The sequence below is a fragment of the Campylobacter sp. RM10537 genome, from assembly GCF_022369435.1.
GTDB lineage: Bacteria > Campylobacterota > Campylobacteria > Campylobacterales > Campylobacteraceae > Campylobacter_D > Campylobacter_D molothri.
This window is the reverse complement of record NZ_CP059597.1, coordinates 163477-181630: the sequence shown is the minus strand read 5'-3', so window position 1 is coordinate 181630 and position 18154 is coordinate 163477. Positions and strand designations below refer to the sequence as shown.

The 18154-nt window shown below is 27.5% G+C and carries 19 protein-coding genes; 8 read left to right on the top strand and 11 right to left on the bottom strand.

From position 1 onward, the window contains the following. Nucleotides 1–59 precede the first annotated feature (59 nt). A complete protein-coding gene (lgt, locus tag CMOL_RS00910) occupies nucleotides 60–875 on the bottom strand; it encodes a prolipoprotein diacylglyceryl transferase (RefSeq protein ID WP_239820395.1) in 816 nt (271 codons plus the stop codon). 92 nt (nucleotides 876–967) lie between these two features. Between lgt and CMOL_RS00905 the strand changes: the two genes are divergently transcribed. Next, nucleotides 968–1837 (top strand): hypothetical protein, encoded by an 870-nt coding sequence (locus tag CMOL_RS00905; RefSeq protein ID WP_200282680.1) that lies wholly within the window; start codon nucleotides 968–970, stop codon nucleotides 1835–1837. 38 nt (nucleotides 1838–1875) lie between these two features. Here the strand turns inward: CMOL_RS00905 and CMOL_RS00900 are convergent, their stop codons facing one another. The 8 genes from CMOL_RS00900 to gatC all read right to left on the bottom strand — a co-directional run bounded on the left by CMOL_RS00900 (nucleotide 1876) and on the right by gatC (nucleotide 8163). After that, a complete protein-coding gene (locus tag CMOL_RS00900; protein ID WP_200282676.1) occupies nucleotides 1876–2664 on the bottom strand; it encodes a shikimate dehydrogenase in 789 nt (262 codons plus the stop codon). After that, nucleotides 2661–3485 (bottom strand): SPOR domain-containing protein, encoded by an 825-nt coding sequence (locus CMOL_RS00895; protein WP_239820394.1) that lies wholly within the window; start codon nucleotides 3483–3485, stop codon nucleotides 2661–2663. Before CMOL_RS00895 ends, CMOL_RS00900 begins: the two co-directional genes overlap by 4 nt. Before the next feature lie 12 nt (nucleotides 3486–3497). Beyond that, nucleotides 3498–4043 (bottom strand): DUF1882 domain-containing protein, encoded by a 546-nt coding sequence (locus CMOL_RS00890; RefSeq protein ID WP_200282670.1) that lies wholly within the window; start codon nucleotides 4041–4043, stop codon nucleotides 3498–3500. Continuing rightward, on the bottom strand, nucleotides 4040–5284 hold the full coding sequence (locus CMOL_RS00885) for a serine hydroxymethyltransferase (RefSeq protein WP_200282667.1): 1245 nt from the start codon (nucleotides 5282–5284) through the stop codon (nucleotides 4040–4042). The genes CMOL_RS00890 and CMOL_RS00885 overlap by 4 nt, the downstream gene beginning before the upstream one ends. Next, nucleotides 5281–6789 (bottom strand): lysine--tRNA ligase, encoded by a 1509-nt coding sequence (lysS, locus tag CMOL_RS00880; RefSeq protein WP_200282664.1) that lies wholly within the window; start codon nucleotides 6787–6789, stop codon nucleotides 5281–5283. Before lysS ends, CMOL_RS00885 begins: the two co-directional genes overlap by 4 nt. Further along, entirely contained in the window at nucleotides 6789–7259 is a 471-nt protein-coding gene (locus CMOL_RS00875) for a Fur family transcriptional regulator (RefSeq protein ID WP_200282662.1), read from the bottom strand. Before CMOL_RS00875 ends, lysS begins: the two co-directional genes overlap by 1 nt. Further along, the gene (locus tag CMOL_RS00870) at nucleotides 7260–7811 is read right to left on the bottom strand and encodes a CvpA family protein (RefSeq protein ID WP_200282658.1); all 552 of its coding nucleotides are present in this window, start codon (nucleotides 7809–7811) and stop codon (nucleotides 7260–7262) included. 64 nt (nucleotides 7812–7875) lie between these two features. Continuing rightward, a complete protein-coding gene (gatC, locus tag CMOL_RS00865) occupies nucleotides 7876–8163 on the bottom strand; it encodes an Asp-tRNA(Asn)/Glu-tRNA(Gln) amidotransferase subunit GatC (RefSeq protein WP_200282655.1) in 288 nt (95 codons plus the stop codon). Nucleotides 8164–8309: 146 nt separating this feature from the next. Here gatC and CMOL_RS00860 point away from each other — a divergent pair, with 146 nt between their 5' ends. The 7 genes from CMOL_RS00860 to CMOL_RS00830 all read left to right on the top strand — a co-directional run bounded on the left by CMOL_RS00860 (nucleotide 8310) and on the right by CMOL_RS00830 (nucleotide 14413). Further along, nucleotides 8310–8888: a hypothetical protein gene (locus tag CMOL_RS00860; protein ID WP_239820393.1), complete on the top strand. Its 579-nt coding sequence runs from the start codon at nucleotides 8310–8312 to the stop codon at nucleotides 8886–8888. Further along, entirely contained in the window at nucleotides 8885–9883 is a 999-nt protein-coding gene (locus tag CMOL_RS00855; RefSeq protein WP_239820392.1) for a hypothetical protein, read from the top strand. Before CMOL_RS00860 ends, CMOL_RS00855 begins: the two co-directional genes overlap by 4 nt. Beyond that, the gene (locus tag CMOL_RS00850; protein ID WP_200282647.1) at nucleotides 9880–10167 is read left to right on the top strand and encodes a tram-like protein; all 288 of its coding nucleotides are present in this window, start codon (nucleotides 9880–9882) and stop codon (nucleotides 10165–10167) included. The genes CMOL_RS00855 and CMOL_RS00850 overlap by 4 nt, the downstream gene beginning before the upstream one ends. Then, entirely contained in the window at nucleotides 10154–10783 is a 630-nt protein-coding gene (locus CMOL_RS00845; RefSeq protein ID WP_200282644.1) for a type III pantothenate kinase, read from the top strand. Before CMOL_RS00850 ends, CMOL_RS00845 begins: the two co-directional genes overlap by 14 nt. 117 nt (nucleotides 10784–10900) lie before the next feature. Continuing rightward, nucleotides 10901–12247, top strand: coding sequence for an FAD-dependent oxidoreductase (locus tag CMOL_RS00840; RefSeq protein ID WP_239820391.1), 1347 nt, complete (start codon nucleotides 10901–10903; stop codon nucleotides 12245–12247). A gap of 14 nt (nucleotides 12248–12261) precedes the next feature. After that, complete coding sequence (gene pyk / locus CMOL_RS00835) at nucleotides 12262–13704, top strand: pyruvate kinase (protein ID WP_239820390.1); 1443 nt, start codon at nucleotides 12262–12264, stop codon at nucleotides 13702–13704. A gap of 70 nt (nucleotides 13705–13774) precedes the next feature. Next, nucleotides 13775–14413 (top strand): hypothetical protein, encoded by a 639-nt coding sequence (locus tag CMOL_RS00830; protein WP_239820389.1) that lies wholly within the window; start codon nucleotides 13775–13777, stop codon nucleotides 14411–14413. A gap of 34 nt (nucleotides 14414–14447) precedes the next feature. Here the strand turns inward: CMOL_RS00830 and pflB are convergent, their stop codons facing one another. Next, a complete protein-coding gene (gene pflB, locus CMOL_RS00825; RefSeq protein WP_239820388.1) occupies nucleotides 14448–16904 on the bottom strand; it encodes a motility protein PflB in 2457 nt (818 codons plus the stop codon). 9 nt (nucleotides 16905–16913) lie between these two features. Then, complete coding sequence (serS, locus tag CMOL_RS00820) at nucleotides 16914–18149, bottom strand: serine--tRNA ligase (protein ID WP_239820387.1); 1236 nt, start codon at nucleotides 18147–18149, stop codon at nucleotides 16914–16916. Between the last annotated feature and the right edge of the window lie 5 nt (nucleotides 18150–18154).

The following is an 18154-nucleotide window of genomic DNA, read 5'->3' as shown; positions in this document are numbered from 1 at the left end:
ATACTCCTTTACAAAAAAATAAAAACTTTTGATTATATTACAATAATCTTTAATATAAATTAAATATTTACTTTTTTAAATTTTATCCAAACATAAAATAACAAAGCAATAATGAGCATGATTAAACTTAAAATTTGTCCCATACTCATTCCCCAAAGTACAAAACCTATTCCAAAATCAGGTTCTCTAAAAAATTCACAAATAAAACGTGCTAAAGAATACATACAGGCATAAACAATAATAAGCTCTCCACAAAAAGTTTGTTTTAGCTTTGCTATATAAACAGCAATAAAAACAACAACACCCTCCAAAAAAGCTTCGTATAATTGTGATGGATGTCTTAAAATTCCATCAACATAAATTCCCCAAGGTACATTGGTTATACGACCAAAAAGTTCTTGATTTAAAAAATTTCCAATACGTCCAAAAACATAAGCTAAAGGCACGCTTAAAGCTACTAAATCTAAAAATTTCCAAGGATTTTCTTTATATTTTTTGCAAAATAAAAAAGTTGCTATTAAAAAACCAACAATAGCTCCGTGATAACTCATGCCACGAATTCCTACAAATTCATTATTAACATAAGGATTAAAAATTTGCCAAGGATGAACAATATAATACATTGTATGATTATCATAAATTAAAATATATCCGAGTCTTGCACCTAAAATAACTCCAATTTCTACCCAAACAAAATAACTATCTAAGCATTTATTACTAATACCCATATTCATTTTTTTTGAAAAAAATTTAGCTAAAGTTAGAGCCAAAATCAAAGCTATTACATACATGATTCCATACCAATGCACTTTAAGGCCAAAAATACTGAATGCAACTACATCAAAATTTGAATAAATATGTCTCCAAAATTCCATATATTTTCCTAAATTTTTGTTTTCTAAGAATATAGCAAAAAAACTTTAACTTGCTATAATTATATAATTTTAATCATTGACAAGGATAAATCATGAAAAAATATTTTTTTATTTTTATTTTTTTATTTTTAAGCGCTTGCAGCAATACTAGTAGCACCTTTGTAAATGTTTCAATGCCCAATTTTAAACCTCAAACTCCTATTAAAACAGAGTCTATAGATTCTGGCATTACCATCGCTCTTGAGCCTATTAATATAGAACAAAATAATAATTATTCTGATTATTTTGAGAATTCTGTGCTTAAGATCCGCATAGAAAAAGAAATTGAACTTTTAAAAGAAAATTTAGAAGAACAAATGGCTACTATAGCGAAACTTAAAGGTTATAAAATAGTTAATTCAAATCCAGACTATACCCTTAAAAGTTTAATAAGTATTTATATAGAAGAACAAAATCCACAAAAATCAGATAGCTTTGTAAGTGGAGATTATGTTAAATCTAATCTAGGAATTCAATTTCAAGGAAAAATAAGCTTTATTGATGCTCACAATTCCCAAAATTCAACCGATTTAACAAGCAATACTAAATTAAATTCTTTAATCGCTCTTACCTATCCTATAAAAAATGATGATGGAATCAACATGTTTAAAACTACCATATCTACAGTTCCAACCCAACTTAACAAAGGTTTAGAGCGTCCAGCATTTGAAATTGATAGAAGTTTTATTGCTTTTTATAAAAATACTCTAAATACAGTCTATAATAATCTTCCAAAAGCTATAGATACAGCACAACCTTCAAATAATCCTGAAAAATTTAATAGCTTTGAAAATAATTCTTCTTTTGAGGAAAATTCTTTTCAGCCATCGAAATCTTTTAAAAATACTCCAAACGATAATTCTAATGCAAAAAAAGAAAATAACGTTGATAAAAATCAAGATGGGGTTATAATTTTTGAATAAAAATTTTTTGAAAAATTCTTATAGGATTTTTCAAAAAATTAATCTAAATTTAAAGCTTGCAACATTGCTGTTTTAATTTCTTCTCTTTGATTTTTAAGATCAAAAAATAATTCAAAAGCAAATACTCCTTGCCATAAAAGCATTTCAAATCCATTTTTTACTCTTAAATCATATTTTTTGCAAAGTTTATAAAAAGGAGTTTCTTTGTTGTAAATAACTTCAAAGGCAAATTTAGCATTAGATAAAAGTTGATGTAAAATTTCTTTAGAACAAGGTAAATATTCATCCATCAAACCTGCTGAGGTGGAATTAATTATCAAATCAAAATTAAAATCTTGTAAATCTTTATAAAGACTATTCTTATAAGCATTAAAATATTGAAGTCTTTTGCTACTACGATTAGCAATATAAACATCTACACCTCTTTGTTTTAAAACATAAGCTATTGCAAGAGCTGTTCCTCCTGCTCCTAAAATTAAAGCTTTTTTAATATCTTTAAATTCTTCAATAGATTGTAAAAAACCTATTCCATCTGTATTGTAAGCATAAATTTTATTATTTTTAAAACAAAGAGTATTAGCAGAACCTACGCGAGTTGAAATTTCATCTTTAAAATCAGCAATTTTACAAGCTTTTTCCTTAAAAGGAACCGTAATATTTACAGCATCAAAACCTATTTTTAATAATTCTTCTTTTAAAAATAAATCATTATTTAAACAATAACGAGTATAAATTCCTTTTAATCCAAGAAATTTAATTGCATTATTATGCATTCTAGGTGATTTAGAATGCATAATAGGATTGCCTATGACGGCTAAGAATTTCATTTTAAGGTAAAAGAAAATGCGTCTTTAGCTACTTCTTTTCTAATTTTAGCAAGCTCTTGTGAAATATTTGACTTACTAAATGGTCCAATTAAAACTTTAGTTATTTCTTTACCTGCAACTGTTGTTTTATAAAGTTTATATTCATAACCTTTTTTTCTAACAGCTGCTAGTTCTTTAGATTTTTGATCTAAATTGTTCACAGAGAAAATTTGCACATAAATTCCAGAAGGCAAACCATCCGGATTAACAGGTTTTGCATCTACATTTTTAAATAAATCATTAGTGCTTTGTTGGTGATTTTGTTTTACAGTATGTTCTTGTTTTTTAACTGTATTATCTTTTGTTGCAGTTTTTTTAGGTTGTTCTTTAACCTGCTCTTTTACTTGTTCTTTTGGTTTTTCTTCGGTTTTAACTGTAGTATTTGCAACAGTTTGTTTTTTCTCGTCTAAATTGTTAGAATTTAAATCTTGGATAGAGTCTTGATTAGATGATGCAAAATTTGCATTATCAAGATTTTGATCGCCTTGAATTTGTTTTCTTAGAGCTTCAAATTGATCTTCTGCAGAATTATCTGTAGCAATAGGCATATTTTCAAAAGAACTATCTGTATTATTATCTTGTTGAGTGGCACTTGTAGGCTCATTAGGTAAAACTGTTGGATTTTTATTATCACTTCCACTATTGATTAATTTCATAACAATCATAATGATTAAAAATAAAATAATTAAAGCAATTACTCTTAAAAGAATTTTTTTTATCTTTTCACTCTTGTTGCTTTTTTCTAAAATAATATCATCAAAATCATTTTTATTATTTTCCATATTTTTCCTTTCTTACATATGTTTAGACCAAGAACTACCACGTTCTTTTTGATAAACCTCATAAGGTAAAACTAAAATATTAAATTCCCTTGGAACATCCATACTTGGGAAAACTTTCCACTCTACAGGCATTTTACTTGCAAACATCATTGAAAGTTTAGATGCTAAAGAATAACCTTCGTTTAATGAAGTATGACCTTTATGAATATACAAATGTAAATGCCCTGGAGTTTTTGTTTTATAAGCTGTAAAATTTATAAAACCTTCTTCACGCAAAATCAATTGAGCTCGATGATAAAATCTTTCAGCATTAAAACCATTATAGTCAAAAACAATATTTTCAACTTTATTGTCTTTAGTAATCAAATCATGAGCAACAATAATTTTTTTAGCCGCATGCTCCCTCATAATACTTAAATTTAAAGGAGAATCAATCTTTTCAAATTTATCAAAAAATAAACGTCCACGATGGGTAATTTTATTGACAATTCTATTTCTCATGACATAATAATGACTACCAATTATCTTAATTAATGACATATCCATAGGTGAAATCAAAACATAGCCTTTGTATAAATTATAAAATTTTTCGCAAGTTCTTCAAGTTTTAATTTAATATCTTTTTGTAGATTGGTATTATTAATATCATCTAAAATATCTGCTATATAATTTGCAACAATTTCCATCTCTTTTTCCTTAAAACCTCTAGCAGTAAGTGCTGGAGTTCCCAACCTTAATCCACTGGTTATAAATGGACTTCTAATCTCGCCTGGAACTGTATTTTTATTTGCTGTTATGCCTGAATTTCCTAAAGCTATATCAGCATCCTTTCCACTAAATTCACGATCTAAAAAGCTCATTAAAACAAGATGATTATCTGTACCATCACTTACAAGCTTATATTTTCTATCCATCAATATTTTAGCCAAAACTTGAGCATTACTTCTTACTTGTTTTGCATAAATTTTCCACTCTTGGCTTAGGTTAAATTTAAAACCAACAGCTTTAGCAGCAATCACATGCATTAAAGGACCACCTTGAATTCCTGGAAATATTGCAGAGTTAATTTTTTTAGCAATCTCTTCATCATTGCTCATAATAATACCGCCCCTTGGACCTCTTAAAGTTTTATGAGTCGTAGAACTTACAACATGAGCATGAGGAAAAGGATCTGGATGCTCTCCAGCAACAACAAGTCCTGCAATATGTGCTATATCTGCAAAAAGATAGGCTCCAACCTCATCTGCAATTTCTCTAAATTTAGCAAAATCAATAAATCTAGCATAAGCACTTGCACCACATACGATCAATTTTGGCTTAACTATATGAGCTATCTCTCTTACTTTTTCATAATTAATTCTTCCATCAAGTTCTACGCCATAAAAGAAACTTTCATAAAATTTTCCAGAAGAACTTACTTTTGCACCATGAGTTAAATGACCACCATGACTTAAGTCCATTCCTAAAATTTTATCGCCTGGATTTAAAAGAGCTGCATAAACGCCTTGATTGGCTTGAGAACCTGAATTAGGCTGGACATTAGCAAAATTACATTTAAAAAGTTTTTTACATCTCTCAATTGCTAAATTTTCTATTTCATCAACAACTTCACAACCACCATAATATCTTTTATTTGGATATCCTTCAGCATATTTATTTGTTAATATACTTCCCATAACCTCCATAACCTCAGGTAAAGTGAAATTTTCACTTGCTATCATCTCAAGACCTTCGCATTGACGCTTTAATTCTTGATTTACCAAATCAAAAATTTCTTGATCAAAACACTCTAAACTCATTCTTTACCCTCCTTTAATTCTGATTTTAATGGTCTCATAGCTGGAAATAAAATAACATCTCGGATAGATTTTTTATTGGTTAATAGCATAACCAATCTATCAATACCTATTCCTTGTCCTGCTGTAGGCGGCATACCATAACCTAAAGCATTAACAAAATCCTCATCCATCTCACAGGCTTCTTCATTGCCCGCATTTTTTGCCTCTATTTGTTTTAAAAATCTTTCATATTGATCTAAAGGATCATTTAACTCATTAAAACCATTAGCCAACTCTCTTCCACAAACAAATAACTCAAATCTTTCAGCTATATTAGGATCTTTATCGCTGCGACGAGAAAGCGGGCTAATAGAAATTGGAAAATCTGTAATAAAAGTAGGATTAATCAATTTGCTTTCTACATAATTATCAAATAATTCTGCTTGCAAATGCCCTAAATCTAATTTTTCATTAGCTTCAAAACCATCAGATTTTAATTGAATTAAAATTTTATCTTTATTTTCTATAATTTCATCATTTAAACCACCATATTTTTTAAGGGCTTCTTTGTATGAAATTCTTTCAAAAGGTTTTGAAAAGTCAATTTTATAGCCATCAAATTCTATAATTTTTTCTAAATTTAATTGATCTAAAAGTAAAGAAAAAAGCTCCTCTGTAAGATCCATCAAATCCTTATAATTATGATAAGCCCAATAAAATTCTATCGTTGTAAATTCTGGATTATGTGTTAAATCCATACCTTCATTTCTAAAACAACGATTGATTTCAAAAACTGCCTCAAAACCTCCTACTATAAGTCTTTTTAAATAAAGTTCTGGCGCAATTCTTAAAAATCTTTCAACGCCTAATGAGTTATGAAATGTAATAAAAGGTTTAGCATTTGCACCTCCTGCAATTGGATGCATCATAGGAGTTTCCACCTCTAAAAAACCTTTATTTTCAAAAAAATGACGGATTAAACTTACCACTTTAGAACGAATTAAAAAATCTTTTCTTACATCTGAATTCATAATTAAATCAACATAACGCTTACGATATCGTTGTTCTATATCTGTAAGCCCATGATATTTTTCAGGCAATGGAACAATAGATTTAGCAGCAAGATTTACTTCGCATGCATGAAGACTGAATTCACCTGTTTTGGTTACAAAAGGGAAACCTTTTGTTAAAACAATATCTCCTACCTCAAGATTTTTTTTAAGTAAATTAAATTGCTCTTCACCGATACTATCTTTGCTAAAATAAATTTGCAAATTAGCATTTTCATCTTCTATGTTTGCAAAAATAGACTTTCCAGCTATTCTTAAAAGTTTCAAACGTCCTGCAACAATACCAAAACTATTTTCATCTCGTTTAGTTTCGCTTTGAAGTACGTAAGAAAATTTAGTTTTAAAATCTAATAAAGACATTTCCTTTTTTAGAAAATGCGGATAAGGATTTATACCAGCCTTTTTAAATTCATTCGATTTTTCTATTCTTTGCTGTTCTAAAATATTATCAAACATTAGATTTTTACCTTAATTTTTTGATTACAATCATCGCAAATTCCATAAAGCTGCATTAAATGTCCTGTTAATTTAAAATTATATTCTTTAGCAATTAAAGCTTGTTGTCTTTCAATAATAGAATTTTCAAATTCAATAATTTTACCACAATTTTTACAAATCATGTGATCATGGTGTGGTTTATTGGCTAATTCATATTTTTTTCCTGCCGAGCCAAAAGAGATGGAAGTAACCATTTCGGCTTCTTCAAGTAAATTTAAAGTTCTATAAACAGTAGCAATACCAACATTTAAATTTGGTTCAACTTGTTTTATTTCCATATATAAACTCTCTGGAGTATGATGTGTATCACTATGATATAATGTTTTTAATAATATCTCTCTTTGTTTTGTGTATTTAAGACCACCTTGTCTTAAAATTTTTTTAAATCTTTCTAATAATACATCGTATTCTACATTTTCAATCAACATTTATTGTTCCTCTTGAAAGCTGTTGAGATTATTAGTTGTATTTTTGATTTTATTAAGACTATCTTCAGCTAAAGGCTGATTCATAATAAAAGAACCTGTATCTTTAAGTAATTCTAAAGTGTAACTATCCTTAGCAAAAGAATTTAATTTAACATTTAAAAAATCTATTCTTGCTATACAAAAAATAAAAATAGAAAAAATAAAAAATATTTTTGCACAACCAAAAACAAATCCACCTATGCGATCTAAAAAACCTAATCCGCTAAGCTTAACTAATTTTGAAAGAAAATTTCCAAGCAAAAGACAAACAATCCAAAAAATAATTAAAATCGCTAAAAAGCCTGCAAAATTGGCTAAACTTTGATTTTCAATTTTATAAAAAGTATTTTCTATAAAAATAGAAGCTGATGAAGAATATTTTGAAGCAACAAATACACCACCAATAATTCCTAATATTCCAAATACTTCTTTAATCAAACCATTAATAATACCCTTAAGACCTAACAGTAAAGTAAAACCTAAAATAAAAGCATCAAACCAATAAAAATTCATATCTCATTCACTTTCATTTAATTCTTTAAATTATTCTACAAGTAAGTATTAAATAATAAGTTAATCATTCTATAATCTTAGGTACAACAAAAAAATTCTCATCTTTTTTTGGAGAATGATTTAAAACATCTTTAATTATATCATTATTTTCTATTTGATCCAATCTTAAAGGAGTGCCACCTTTAATGGTACTTACTGTCACTTCAGAAGAACTCAAATCCAACTCATTGAGCTTTTCAACAAAATTAACAATTTCTTCAAGCTCTTGTACTAACTTATCCCTTTTATCTTCTGCAATTTTTAAAGCACTTAATTTTTCAAGTTTAGTAAGCAATTCTTCATTTATTTGCATTTTATAACCTTGATTCAATTTTAAACAATAATAAAAATTATAACATAAAAAAGCTTTAATTATTTTACAATATCTTAGAATTTATAAATTTATGTTACAATAATACTGAACTTAAAAAATATAAAATAAAAATTTAAGGATTAAATTTGAGCTTAAAAGATAATTTAAAATCTATTAAAACAGATCTTAATACTGAAGAAAAAATGATAGAAAATTTTATAAGAAGTGAAAGATTAATAAAAAAATACAAAATATACATATTTCTAATTGCAATTATTGCTATTGTCTGGTTTGCAATTAATTTTGGAATTTCTGAAGTTGAAGAATATAACAAAAAAGAAAGCAATAGAATTTACACTCAATTATTAAAATATCCAAATGATGAAAGTCTTTTAAATCAATTAAAACAAAAAAATGTAAATCTTTATACTGTATTTCTTATTAATGAAATCCAAAAAGATAACAATAATACAAATTTAAAAAATCAACTCAAAACTATAAGCTCTAATTCTGAGTTAAATCCTTTATTGCAAAATATCATTTTTGCATTTTTAGGAGAAAAATCGATATTTTTAAAAGATTATGATAAACTTTTAGAAGCTTGCAAACTTTTAGAAGAAAATAAAATTGGACAAGCAGATGTATTACTTTCTCAAATTAATGAAAACTCAAGTCTTAAACAAATTGCCAAAAATCTGAAACATTATCAAGGTATTTCACAATGAAACATTTTTTTATAATTTTATTTACCTTAATTTTCATTTGCGCTTGCGGCACAAAAAGGCAATACTTTGAACCAGCTTATACAAATGGAAAATTAAATCATAATGGTAATTTAAAAGGGAGTATTATTGATTGGAATTTATTTTCTGCTAAACTTAGCAATAATCAAATTATTTTAAAAAATACTCAAACAATTGATAATTTTAAACTTGATAAAAATTACATTCTCTTAGCTTATCAAGATGGAGAATTTATTGAGGCTGATAATAATGGAAATTTAAAAATTTACAATGAAGCTCATAAAGAAACTTATTCTTATAAATTTGACGCTACTGTTGTAGGAATTGCGTTAAATGGAGATGATTTAGCGCTTATTTTAGCCAATAACAGTATTGTTTTAGCAAATCGTTCTTTAGGTATTAAATTTATCCAAACTCTTACTTCAGCACCAGCCCAAGATAATCGTGTTGCAAATCCGATATTCTTAGACAATGTTATCATTTATCCTACCTTAGATGGAAAAATCATAGTTTTATCAAAAGACACCTTAAATATTGTCAAAGACATTGTTGTTTCTGCAGAAAACTTTTTTAACAATATTATTCATCTAAGTATTCAAAATAATCAAATTGTAGCAGCTACAGCAAAAAGAGTAATGATAATTGATCCTAAAAGAACTATTTATCAAGATTTTGATATTAAAGATATTGTAGTAAGTGATCATGCAATTTTTATATTTGAAAAAAATGGAAATATTGTTAAAACTGATTATAATTTAAAAATACTGAAGCAAAAAAAATTCGATTTTGCCATCTTTACAAAAGTGAATTTATATCATGATCATTTATATGCTTTTGAAAAAACAGGATATTTAATAAAATCGGATTTAAATCTTGAAAATATAAAAATATTCAAATTCTCAGATCCTGTTGAAAAAATCTCTTTTATGGGTAATGGTAAATTTTATTATGGAGATAAAATTTTAGATTTACAATGAGTATTTTAAAAGAAGCATTAGATATTTTGAATTTAGATCTTAAAACTTTTGATCTAAAAAATTTAACTACAAAAAAAACTTATTTATGTGCTTTAAATAAAGAAATTGTGCTTTTTATTTATACTGGAAAATCTCGTTTTATTTTAAAAAATGCTTTATTTTTAGAAAATTTAGCAAACAATTTTAATCAAAACAAAAAGTTATTTTTTATTAAAAGTGCTCTTTGCTCTAAAGCAAATCAATATCTTAGCGAAAAAGGATTTAATATTTATGCTATTTTGTGATATTGGTAATTCTAATGCTAATTTTTTAGAAGATCATAAATATTTTACACTTAGCATTGAACAATTTTTAGAATATAAAAGTGAACAAAAAATTTTTTATATAAATGTTAATGAAAATTTAAAAAATCATTTAAAAGCGCGAAAAAATTTTATCGATTTGGAGCCATTTTTTGTTTTTGATACTATTTATCAAGGATTAGGGATTGATCGTATTGCTGCATGCTATACGATAGATGATGGAGTTATTGTAGATGCTGGAAGTGCCATTACAATTGATATTATTGCCAATTCTATACATCTTGGGGGATTTATCTTACCAGGAATCACAAATTTTAGAAAAATATATGCCCATATTTCACCTAGATTAAAATATGAATTTAACACTCAAGTAAGTTTCGATGCGTTTCCACAAAAAACAAAAGATGCTTTAAGTTATGGAGTTTTTAAAAGTATTTATTTACTTATTAAAGATACAGCGCAAAATAAAAAACTTTATTTTACTGGTGGTGATGGACAATTTTTAGCAAATTATTTTGATAATGCTATTTATGATAAGCTTCTAGTTTTTAGAGGTATGAAAAAAATAATACAAGAAAATCCCAATTTGTTAATATAGAATGTTACAAAAATTCTCATTAAAAATATTATTTTGACACATTTTAACCATTTGTAAAACAAATTCAATTAAACTTCTATAAATAAATTCTATGATTTATAAAAAAAGGAAAAAATAATGCCTAAAAAAGAATTTGACATATTAATCATAGGAGCTGGAATTTCTGGATCTGCATTATTTTATGAAATCGCACGATATACAGATATCAAAAATATCGCTTTAATAGAAAAATATCATTCTCCTTCGACTTTAAATTCAAAAGGAACAAGTAATTCTCAAACCATACATTGTGGTGATATTGAAACAAATTATACTTTAGAAAAAGCTAAAAAAGTTAAAACGACAGCAGATATGATAGTAAAATACGGTATTTTGCAAAATGCTCAAAATCGTTTTATGTTTTCTCATCAAAAAATGGCCTTAGCTGTTGATGATATAGAATGTGATTATATGGAAAAACGCTACGAAGAATTTAAAGAACTCTACCCTTATATACAATTTTTTAATAAAGAGAAAATCAAATCCATTGAACCTAAGGTAGCTCTTGGAAAAGATGGGATACATGATAGACCTGAAAATATTTGCGCTATGGGCGTAGAAGCTGGAGAAATTTTTACAACTGTTGATTTTGAAAAGATGAGTATTAGTCTTATAGAACAAGGACAATTGCAAAACAAAAATACTTTTGTAGCTTTTAATGAAGAAATCATCCATATAGAAAAAAAAGATGGCTATTTTCTCCTACGAACAAATACCTATAAAGAATATTATGCCAAAGCTGTTGTTGTAAATGCTGGCGCACATTCTTTATATTTAGCACATAAAATGAATTTAGGCTTAGATAAGTCTTGTTGGCCTGTTGCAGGTAGCTTTTATCTTACAAAACAAAAATTACTCAATGGTAAAGTTTATATGGTTCAAAACCCAAAATTACCTTTTGCAGCATTGCATGGAGATCCTGATTTACTTGCTAACATGAATACACGTTTTGGACCAACTGCACTCGTTATTCCAAAATTAGAACGCTATCATGGGTTAAAATCTGTACCCGAATTTTTCGAGGCTTTAAAATTTGATAAAACTGTTCTTAGGGTTACTTTTAATATGTTTAAAGATCCAACTATTAGAAATTATATACTCTATAACTATCTTTTTGAATTACCTTTTATTAATAAAAATATCTTTGTAAAAGACGCTAGAAAAATAGTTCCAAGTTTAAAAGCTAATGATATATATTATGCAAAAGGGTTTGGTGGAGTTCGTCCTCAAGTTATTGATAAAAAAAGAGGAGAATTGATGTTAGGAGAAGCAAGTATTGCTGAAATTCCTGGAATCATTTTTAATATGACTCCAAGTCCAGGTGCAACAAGCTGTTTAGGGAATGCGCAAAGAGATGCGAAATTAATGTGTCAATATTTAGGAGCTAAATTTAATGAAGATAAATTTAATTCAGAATTATTATAAAATAAGGATTATTCATGCTTAAAAAAACAAAAATCGTAGCAACTGTTGGACCAGCAAGTGAAAGCGAAGATGTTTTACGTCAAATGATTATCAATGGTGTTAATGTCTTCCGATTAAATTTTTCTCATGGAACTCATGAGTATCATAAAAATAATCTTAAAACTATACGTAAAGTTGCCAAAGAACTCAATACTAGAATAGGAATTTTACAAGATATAAGTGGTCCAAAAATTAGAACAGGAGAATTGAAAACTCCTTTTGAATTAAAAAAAGGAGATAGGCTTGATTTTTATTATGAAACAATTTTAGGAGATAAAATTAAAGATAATCATTACAAACTTAGCATCAATCAAAGAGAAATTTTAAATATGCTAAAAATTGACGATTATATTTATTTGTATGATGGCTCTATTCGTGCTAAAGTAATTAGTATTGATTCTGAGAAAATTCAAACTCTTATTGAAAATGATGGTTTTTTAAATTCAAATAAAGGTATCAATTTTCCAAATACAAAAATTAATATTGATGTAATCACTCAAAAAGATAAAAATGATTTGATTTGGGGGATAGAAAATGGAGTTGATTTTCTTGCTATTTCTTTCGTTCAAAATGCTCATGATATTAATGAAGTGCGGGAAATTTTAACAAAACATAATGCGAAAATAGCTATTTTTGCCAAAATTGAAAAATTTGATGCGGTTGAAAATATAGATGAAATCATTGATTCTAGTGATGGTATTATGGTGGCACGCGGTGATTTGGGTATTGAAGTACCTTATTATAAAGTTCCAAATATTCAAAAAGAGATTATTCATAAAGCTAATAATGCTTCAAAACCAGTTATTACAGCCACTCAAATGCTTTTTTCTTTAGCAAAAAGCAAAACCGCTACAAGAGCTGAAATTTCGGATGTGGCAAATGCAGTATTAGATGGCAGTGATGCTGTAATGCTTAGCGAAGAAAGTGCTGTAGGCATAGATCCTGCTAATGCTGTTGATATCATGTGCCAAACCATCATAGAAACAGAAAAAAATTATCCTTATAATAAATTTAATGATTTTGAAAATTTAGACAATACAGATAAAATAATGCGTTCAAGTGCAAATTTATCCAAAGATTTAAACGCTGATGCAATTTTTTCTCTTACAAGTAGCGGAAAATCAGCAATGAAAATTTCTAGATATAGACCTAGCATGGATATTATAGCTGTAGCTCATTCGGAAAAAACTCTTAACTTATTAAGTATAGTATGGGGAGTTAATCCAGCTATTTTGGTTAATAAAAGTGATCATTTAACCGAATTAATAAAAAACACAGTTAAACTAGGTGTAGAAAAAGATTTTATTAATGAAGATCAATGTTATATATTAACAGCAGGTTTTCCAACAGGAGTAGAAGGCACAAGTAATCTTATTAGAATACTTGAAAAAGAACAAATATCTTATTATTTAAAATAGTTTTTAAATAATATAAAAATTTTATTAAAAAAGTCGATATAAAATATAACCTCACTATTAAGGAGCAAAAATGCAAGTGAATACTTACTCAAATATCGCTAGCATGACTCAAACCCAAGTTAGCAATAAAAAGGCAGATGAAGATACTAAAAAAAATACCAAAGATGCAAATCTTCAAAGTGCTAGCTCAAGTAAAGATATCAATAAAGATACTCTTGAAAAACTAAGCTCACTTGGAGGAAAAGGTATTACCCAAATTTATATGGTTCAGTTTCAACAACAAACCATGAATGAAGTTTTTGGTACAAGCGGTACTCAAGCTGGAATTGAAGGCCTATTAAATGGAGGAAATTTAGACACCGCAAAATCTATTCTTTCTAATATTGATTTTGCATCTTTAGGTTATAGTGGTAAAAATCCACTTTCAATGAACACCGATGAATTAAAGCAGCTTATAAGCGAAGATGGGTTTTTTGGTGTTGATAATACGGCAAATCGTATTGCTGATTTTGTCATCAACGGAGCAGGAAACGATGTTGATAAACTTAAAGAGGGGCTTGATGGGATAAAAAAAGGATTTGAGCAAGCAGAAAAAATGTGGGGTGAAAAGCTTCCTCAAATCAGCCAAGATACAATGGATGCAGCAATTAAAAAAGTTACTGATCGCATTGACGAACTCGGGGGAAAAACTTTAGATCTTCAAGCTTAATCTATAAAGATGTTTAAATATTTTTTAAACATCTTTAATTTTTAATATCAAAAGTAAAAAATTTACTCTTAAAATTATTTGGTAATGTTTTATACTGATTGATAGCAGCTTCATAATTTTGTACTTCTTGATAAAGTAAACCTAGAGCAGCTTTACTTTCTTTATTATTTTTATCGGTTAATTTCGAAAGTTGCAATAATGCTATAGCTGAATTTGGATTGTTTGCCCCTATGGCTGCAACTGAAGCTAAAAATAAAGTTCTAGTATCCTTAATTTTATAATCATCAATTAAAATGTTATAAAGCGCATAAGATTCTTCAAATTGCTTAGCAAAAATATCTAAATACGCCAGAGTTTGTATTATACTTTCGCTTTCAAATTTAGAAGTATTCATCAATTCTTTAAATTTATTTCTTTCTAAATTTAAAATTCCAGATACATGCATCAAATCAACATAGAATTCTCTTGCAATATTAGGACCTCCAAAAACGCTACGATAATCAAGTTTTAAATTTTTAAAATGAATTTGTGCATTTTGGGCATATTCTTTAATATTAAGATTAGAATTTAAAGAATTAAAATATAAAATATTTGCAATAATATCTTCTGGTAGTTGTGATCTTAATTTAGCTATTTCAACATCCATTCGATTGCTAAGATTATTATTTTTAGCAATAATTGCCTTAAACATTAAACTTAAAGGAGTATTAGAAGTTTTTTCATCTAAATATGGAAGCATTGAAACATAATCATTTTTAACCAAAAATAGCATACTTTTTTGCATATTTGCTTTAAAATTTGTATCAGCACCCATATTTTCAACAATTTCATTATAAAGTTTAGTTGTATCCAAATCATTTAATTTAGCGCAAAATAAAGCAAAAACTCCTGCTAGATAATTTTTAGGATTTAAATGATAGGAGCTAAAAAAGTATTTATAGGCTAATTCGTAATTTTGCATTTGGGCATAAGATAATGCTAAATTATATTGTAAAATACTATGTTCTGGATAGTTTTTTAACAATTGTTGAAATTCTTCATTAGCAAGTCTTAATTGTTGATTTAGGGCATGATTAATAATATTGGCAATTTTTACATTTGTAGAAGATAAAACATTGCTCGTTGCCAAATATCCTCCAGAATCTGCACTATCATCTACAAAATTTGTAATATTAGCTTTTTCTATATACAATGATGCCTGTTTAGAATCAAAAACCTGATAAGGAGCATAATAAAAAAGTAAATCAAACTGATTTTTTAAATTTTTCAATAAATCTTTAGAAAAATGACTTTGCGCTATAGCAATATTAAATAAATCATTATTTAATCGTACTTTAATTTTATATCGATCTAAAATTTTATATTGATCTTCCTCTTTTTTATAAGCATTTTGTAGACGCATAAGCATATCTTGATAATTTCCTGTTTTAATATCAACAAGACTTAAAGCTGCTAAACTTTGATTAAAGTCTCTATCAATTTTCATAGCAGTACTTAAAGAGGTTTTAGCTTTATCATATTCTCCCATTCTAGCATATAAAAGACCTAAAGAAAGACTAGGTTCAAAATTTCCTTGTGAATTTAGTTGCTGCACGGCCTTAGTATCAAAATCCATCTTGGCATAAATTTTAGCCGATAAATATTTAGAAATATCATTATAAGGATCGATGTTTACTTGCTGAAACATTTGCAAAGCTTCTGGATAATATCCTTTATAATAATCTATCAAAGCTAAATAATAATTATATAATTTTGATTTTCCTTCTTTAGGAAGATAAACTTGTGCTAAATCAATATAATATTTAAATTTTTCTTCATCATTAAGCTTTAAAGCACATACTGCAGCATTAATAGCAGATACAGTTTGATTTTCACCGCTAGCTATAGCTTTTTTAAAACTTTCAAAAGCCTCCTGCAGTTTTCCTTCATTCATTTGAGAAACACCTAAATTATAATTAGATAAAGACTCATTATAAACTGCAATTTGCTTATATAATTTCAAAGATTGCTGAATTTCGCCTTTAAGATAGAGTGCATTAGCCTTTTGTATCATAGCATCTACTTTAGCTATATCTTCATATTTATAAGATTCATCTGGAACAATTTCAGATTTTTCAACTGGTTTTGAAGCTATAATATCTGCTTTAATATTTCCTTCATTGAAAACTAAATAAGTTAAAGTAAAAACCAAAACACAAATAATAATCAAAGAAAGTCCAACAAGAGACATAAATTTTCTATCTTTATACCAAGGGATTAATTGTTGATTTTGAGTTTTTTCAAAAGATGAAAATTCTTCAGGTGCGCTTTCTCTTGTAAAACTAAAACCTGTATCATCTTCATTAGATTCTTCGGATAAAGAAACAAACTCTTCATCATCAGGAGCTTGCCCTTCTTGCCCCTTAAATTCTCCTAAACTCTCATCAAGTCTTTCTTTATTATTTAAATCATCTTCTGATTTTTCTAATACTATATCTTCTTTTTCTGCCATTTATTTTCTTTAAAAGTATTTTCTTAAAACATCAGGAATAATAATTTTTCCTTCTCTATCTTGATAGTTTTCCATAATAGCAACTAAGGTTCTACCCACTGCTAATGAAGATCCATTTAAAGTATGAACTAATTCATTTTTGCCTTGCTCATTTTTATAACGAATTTTGGCACGTCTTGCTTGGAAATCACGACAATTAGATACAGAACTAATTTCTCGATATTTATTTTGAGAAGGAATCCAAACCTCAAGATCAATGGTCTTTGCAGCACTAAAACCTAAATCTCCTGTACAAAGCATCAAATGTCTATGAGCTAAACCTAAAGAACTTAGTAAATCACTAGCACATTCTACCATTTCATTAAACACACTATCACTTTGTTCAGGTTTAGTAATGCTTACAAGCTCCACTTTTTCAAACTGATGCTGACGAATAATTCCTCTTGTATCACGCCCTGCACTACCTGCTTCTTTTCTAAAACAAGCACTATAACAAGTCATTTTTATTGGCAAACTTTCACTTGCTAAAATTTCTCCACTATAAAGATTAGTTACTGGAATTTCAGAAGTTGAAATAAGATATAAATCTTCATCATCTACTTTATACATATCATCTTTAAATTTTGGCAATTGTCCAGTTCCAAACATGGTAGCACTATTGACCAAATAAGGCACATTGACAAAATCAAAACCACGACTTCTATTAAAATCAATCATGTAATTCACTAAAGCTCTACTCAATAAAGCACCTTCATTTTTAAGCACGCAAAATCGACTTCCAGAAATTTTAACCCCTCTTGTAAAATCAAGCCAATCTAAACTTTCACCTAAATCGTGATGCTCTTTTGGTTTAAAATCAAAATTTGGTGGAGTAAGAACTTTTTTAATTTCTACATTTTCATCTTCATCCTCACCCACAGGAACGATATCATCTGGAATATTTGGAATAGCATGGGCAATATTTTCAAGCTCATTTTCTAAAACATTTACTTTTTGATTTTGCTCATTGATTTTAATTTTATTTTCACTCAATTTTGCTCTTAGTTTTTCTTTATCTTGTGCACTTGCAAGCTCTTTGCTAAATTTATTTTGAAAAGCTTGAAGCTCTTCTAAAATTGTTTTTTCTTTTTTTAATAATGCAAATAAATCAGCTAATTTTTTTAACATTTCCTCATCAACTTTTTTATTTTTTAACTTTTGACTCACCTCATCAAATTGATTTTGCAATTTTTTTAAATCAAGCATTTTGC

What these genes read in the sequence shown, in the direction of transcription:
- lgt (WP_239820395.1), bottom strand. Translation starts at nt 875, where the DNA reads ATGGAATTTTGGAGACATATTTATTCAAATTTTGATGTAGTTGCATTC.
- CMOL_RS00905 (WP_200282680.1), top strand. Translation starts at nt 968, where the DNA reads ATGAAAAAATATTTTTTTATTTTTATTTTTTTATTTTTAAGCGCTTGC.
- CMOL_RS00900 (WP_200282676.1), bottom strand. Translation starts at nt 2,664, where the DNA reads ATGAAATTCTTAGCCGTCATAGGCAATCCTATTATGCATTCTAAATCA.
- CMOL_RS00895 (WP_239820394.1), bottom strand. Translation starts at nt 3,485, where the DNA reads ATGGAAAATAATAAAAATGATTTTGATGATATTATTTTAGAAAAAAGC.
- CMOL_RS00885 (WP_200282667.1), bottom strand. Translation starts at nt 5,284, where the DNA reads ATGAGTTTAGAGTGTTTTGATCAAGAAATTTTTGATTTGGTAAATCAA.
- lysS (WP_200282664.1), bottom strand. Translation starts at nt 6,789, where the DNA reads ATGTTTGATAATATTTTAGAACAGCAAAGAATAGAAAAATCGAATGAA.
- CMOL_RS00875 (WP_200282662.1), bottom strand. Translation starts at nt 7,259, where the DNA reads ATGTTGATTGAAAATGTAGAATACGATGTATTATTAGAAAGATTTAAA.
- CMOL_RS00870 (WP_200282658.1), bottom strand. Translation starts at nt 7,811, where the DNA reads ATGAATTTTTATTGGTTTGATGCTTTTATTTTAGGTTTTACTTTACTG.
- gatC (WP_200282655.1), bottom strand. Translation starts at nt 8,163, where the DNA reads ATGCAAATAAATGAAGAATTGCTTACTAAACTTGAAAAATTAAGTGCT.
- CMOL_RS00855 (WP_239820392.1), top strand. Translation starts at nt 8,885, where the DNA reads ATGAAACATTTTTTTATAATTTTATTTACCTTAATTTTCATTTGCGCT.
- CMOL_RS00850 (WP_200282647.1), top strand. Translation starts at nt 9,880, where the DNA reads ATGAGTATTTTAAAAGAAGCATTAGATATTTTGAATTTAGATCTTAAA.
- CMOL_RS00845 (WP_200282644.1), top strand. Translation starts at nt 10,154, where the DNA reads ATGCTATTTTGTGATATTGGTAATTCTAATGCTAATTTTTTAGAAGAT.
- CMOL_RS00840 (WP_239820391.1), top strand. Translation starts at nt 10,901, where the DNA reads ATGCCTAAAAAAGAATTTGACATATTAATCATAGGAGCTGGAATTTCT.
- pyk (WP_239820390.1), top strand. Translation starts at nt 12,262, where the DNA reads ATGCTTAAAAAAACAAAAATCGTAGCAACTGTTGGACCAGCAAGTGAA.
- CMOL_RS00830 (WP_239820389.1), top strand. Translation starts at nt 13,775, where the DNA reads ATGCAAGTGAATACTTACTCAAATATCGCTAGCATGACTCAAACCCAA.
- pflB (WP_239820388.1), bottom strand. Translation starts at nt 16,904, where the DNA reads ATGGCAGAAAAAGAAGATATAGTATTAGAAAAATCAGAAGATGATTTA.
- serS (WP_239820387.1), bottom strand. Translation starts at nt 18,149, where the DNA reads ATGCTTGATTTAAAAAAATTGCAAAATCAATTTGATGAGGTGAGTCAA.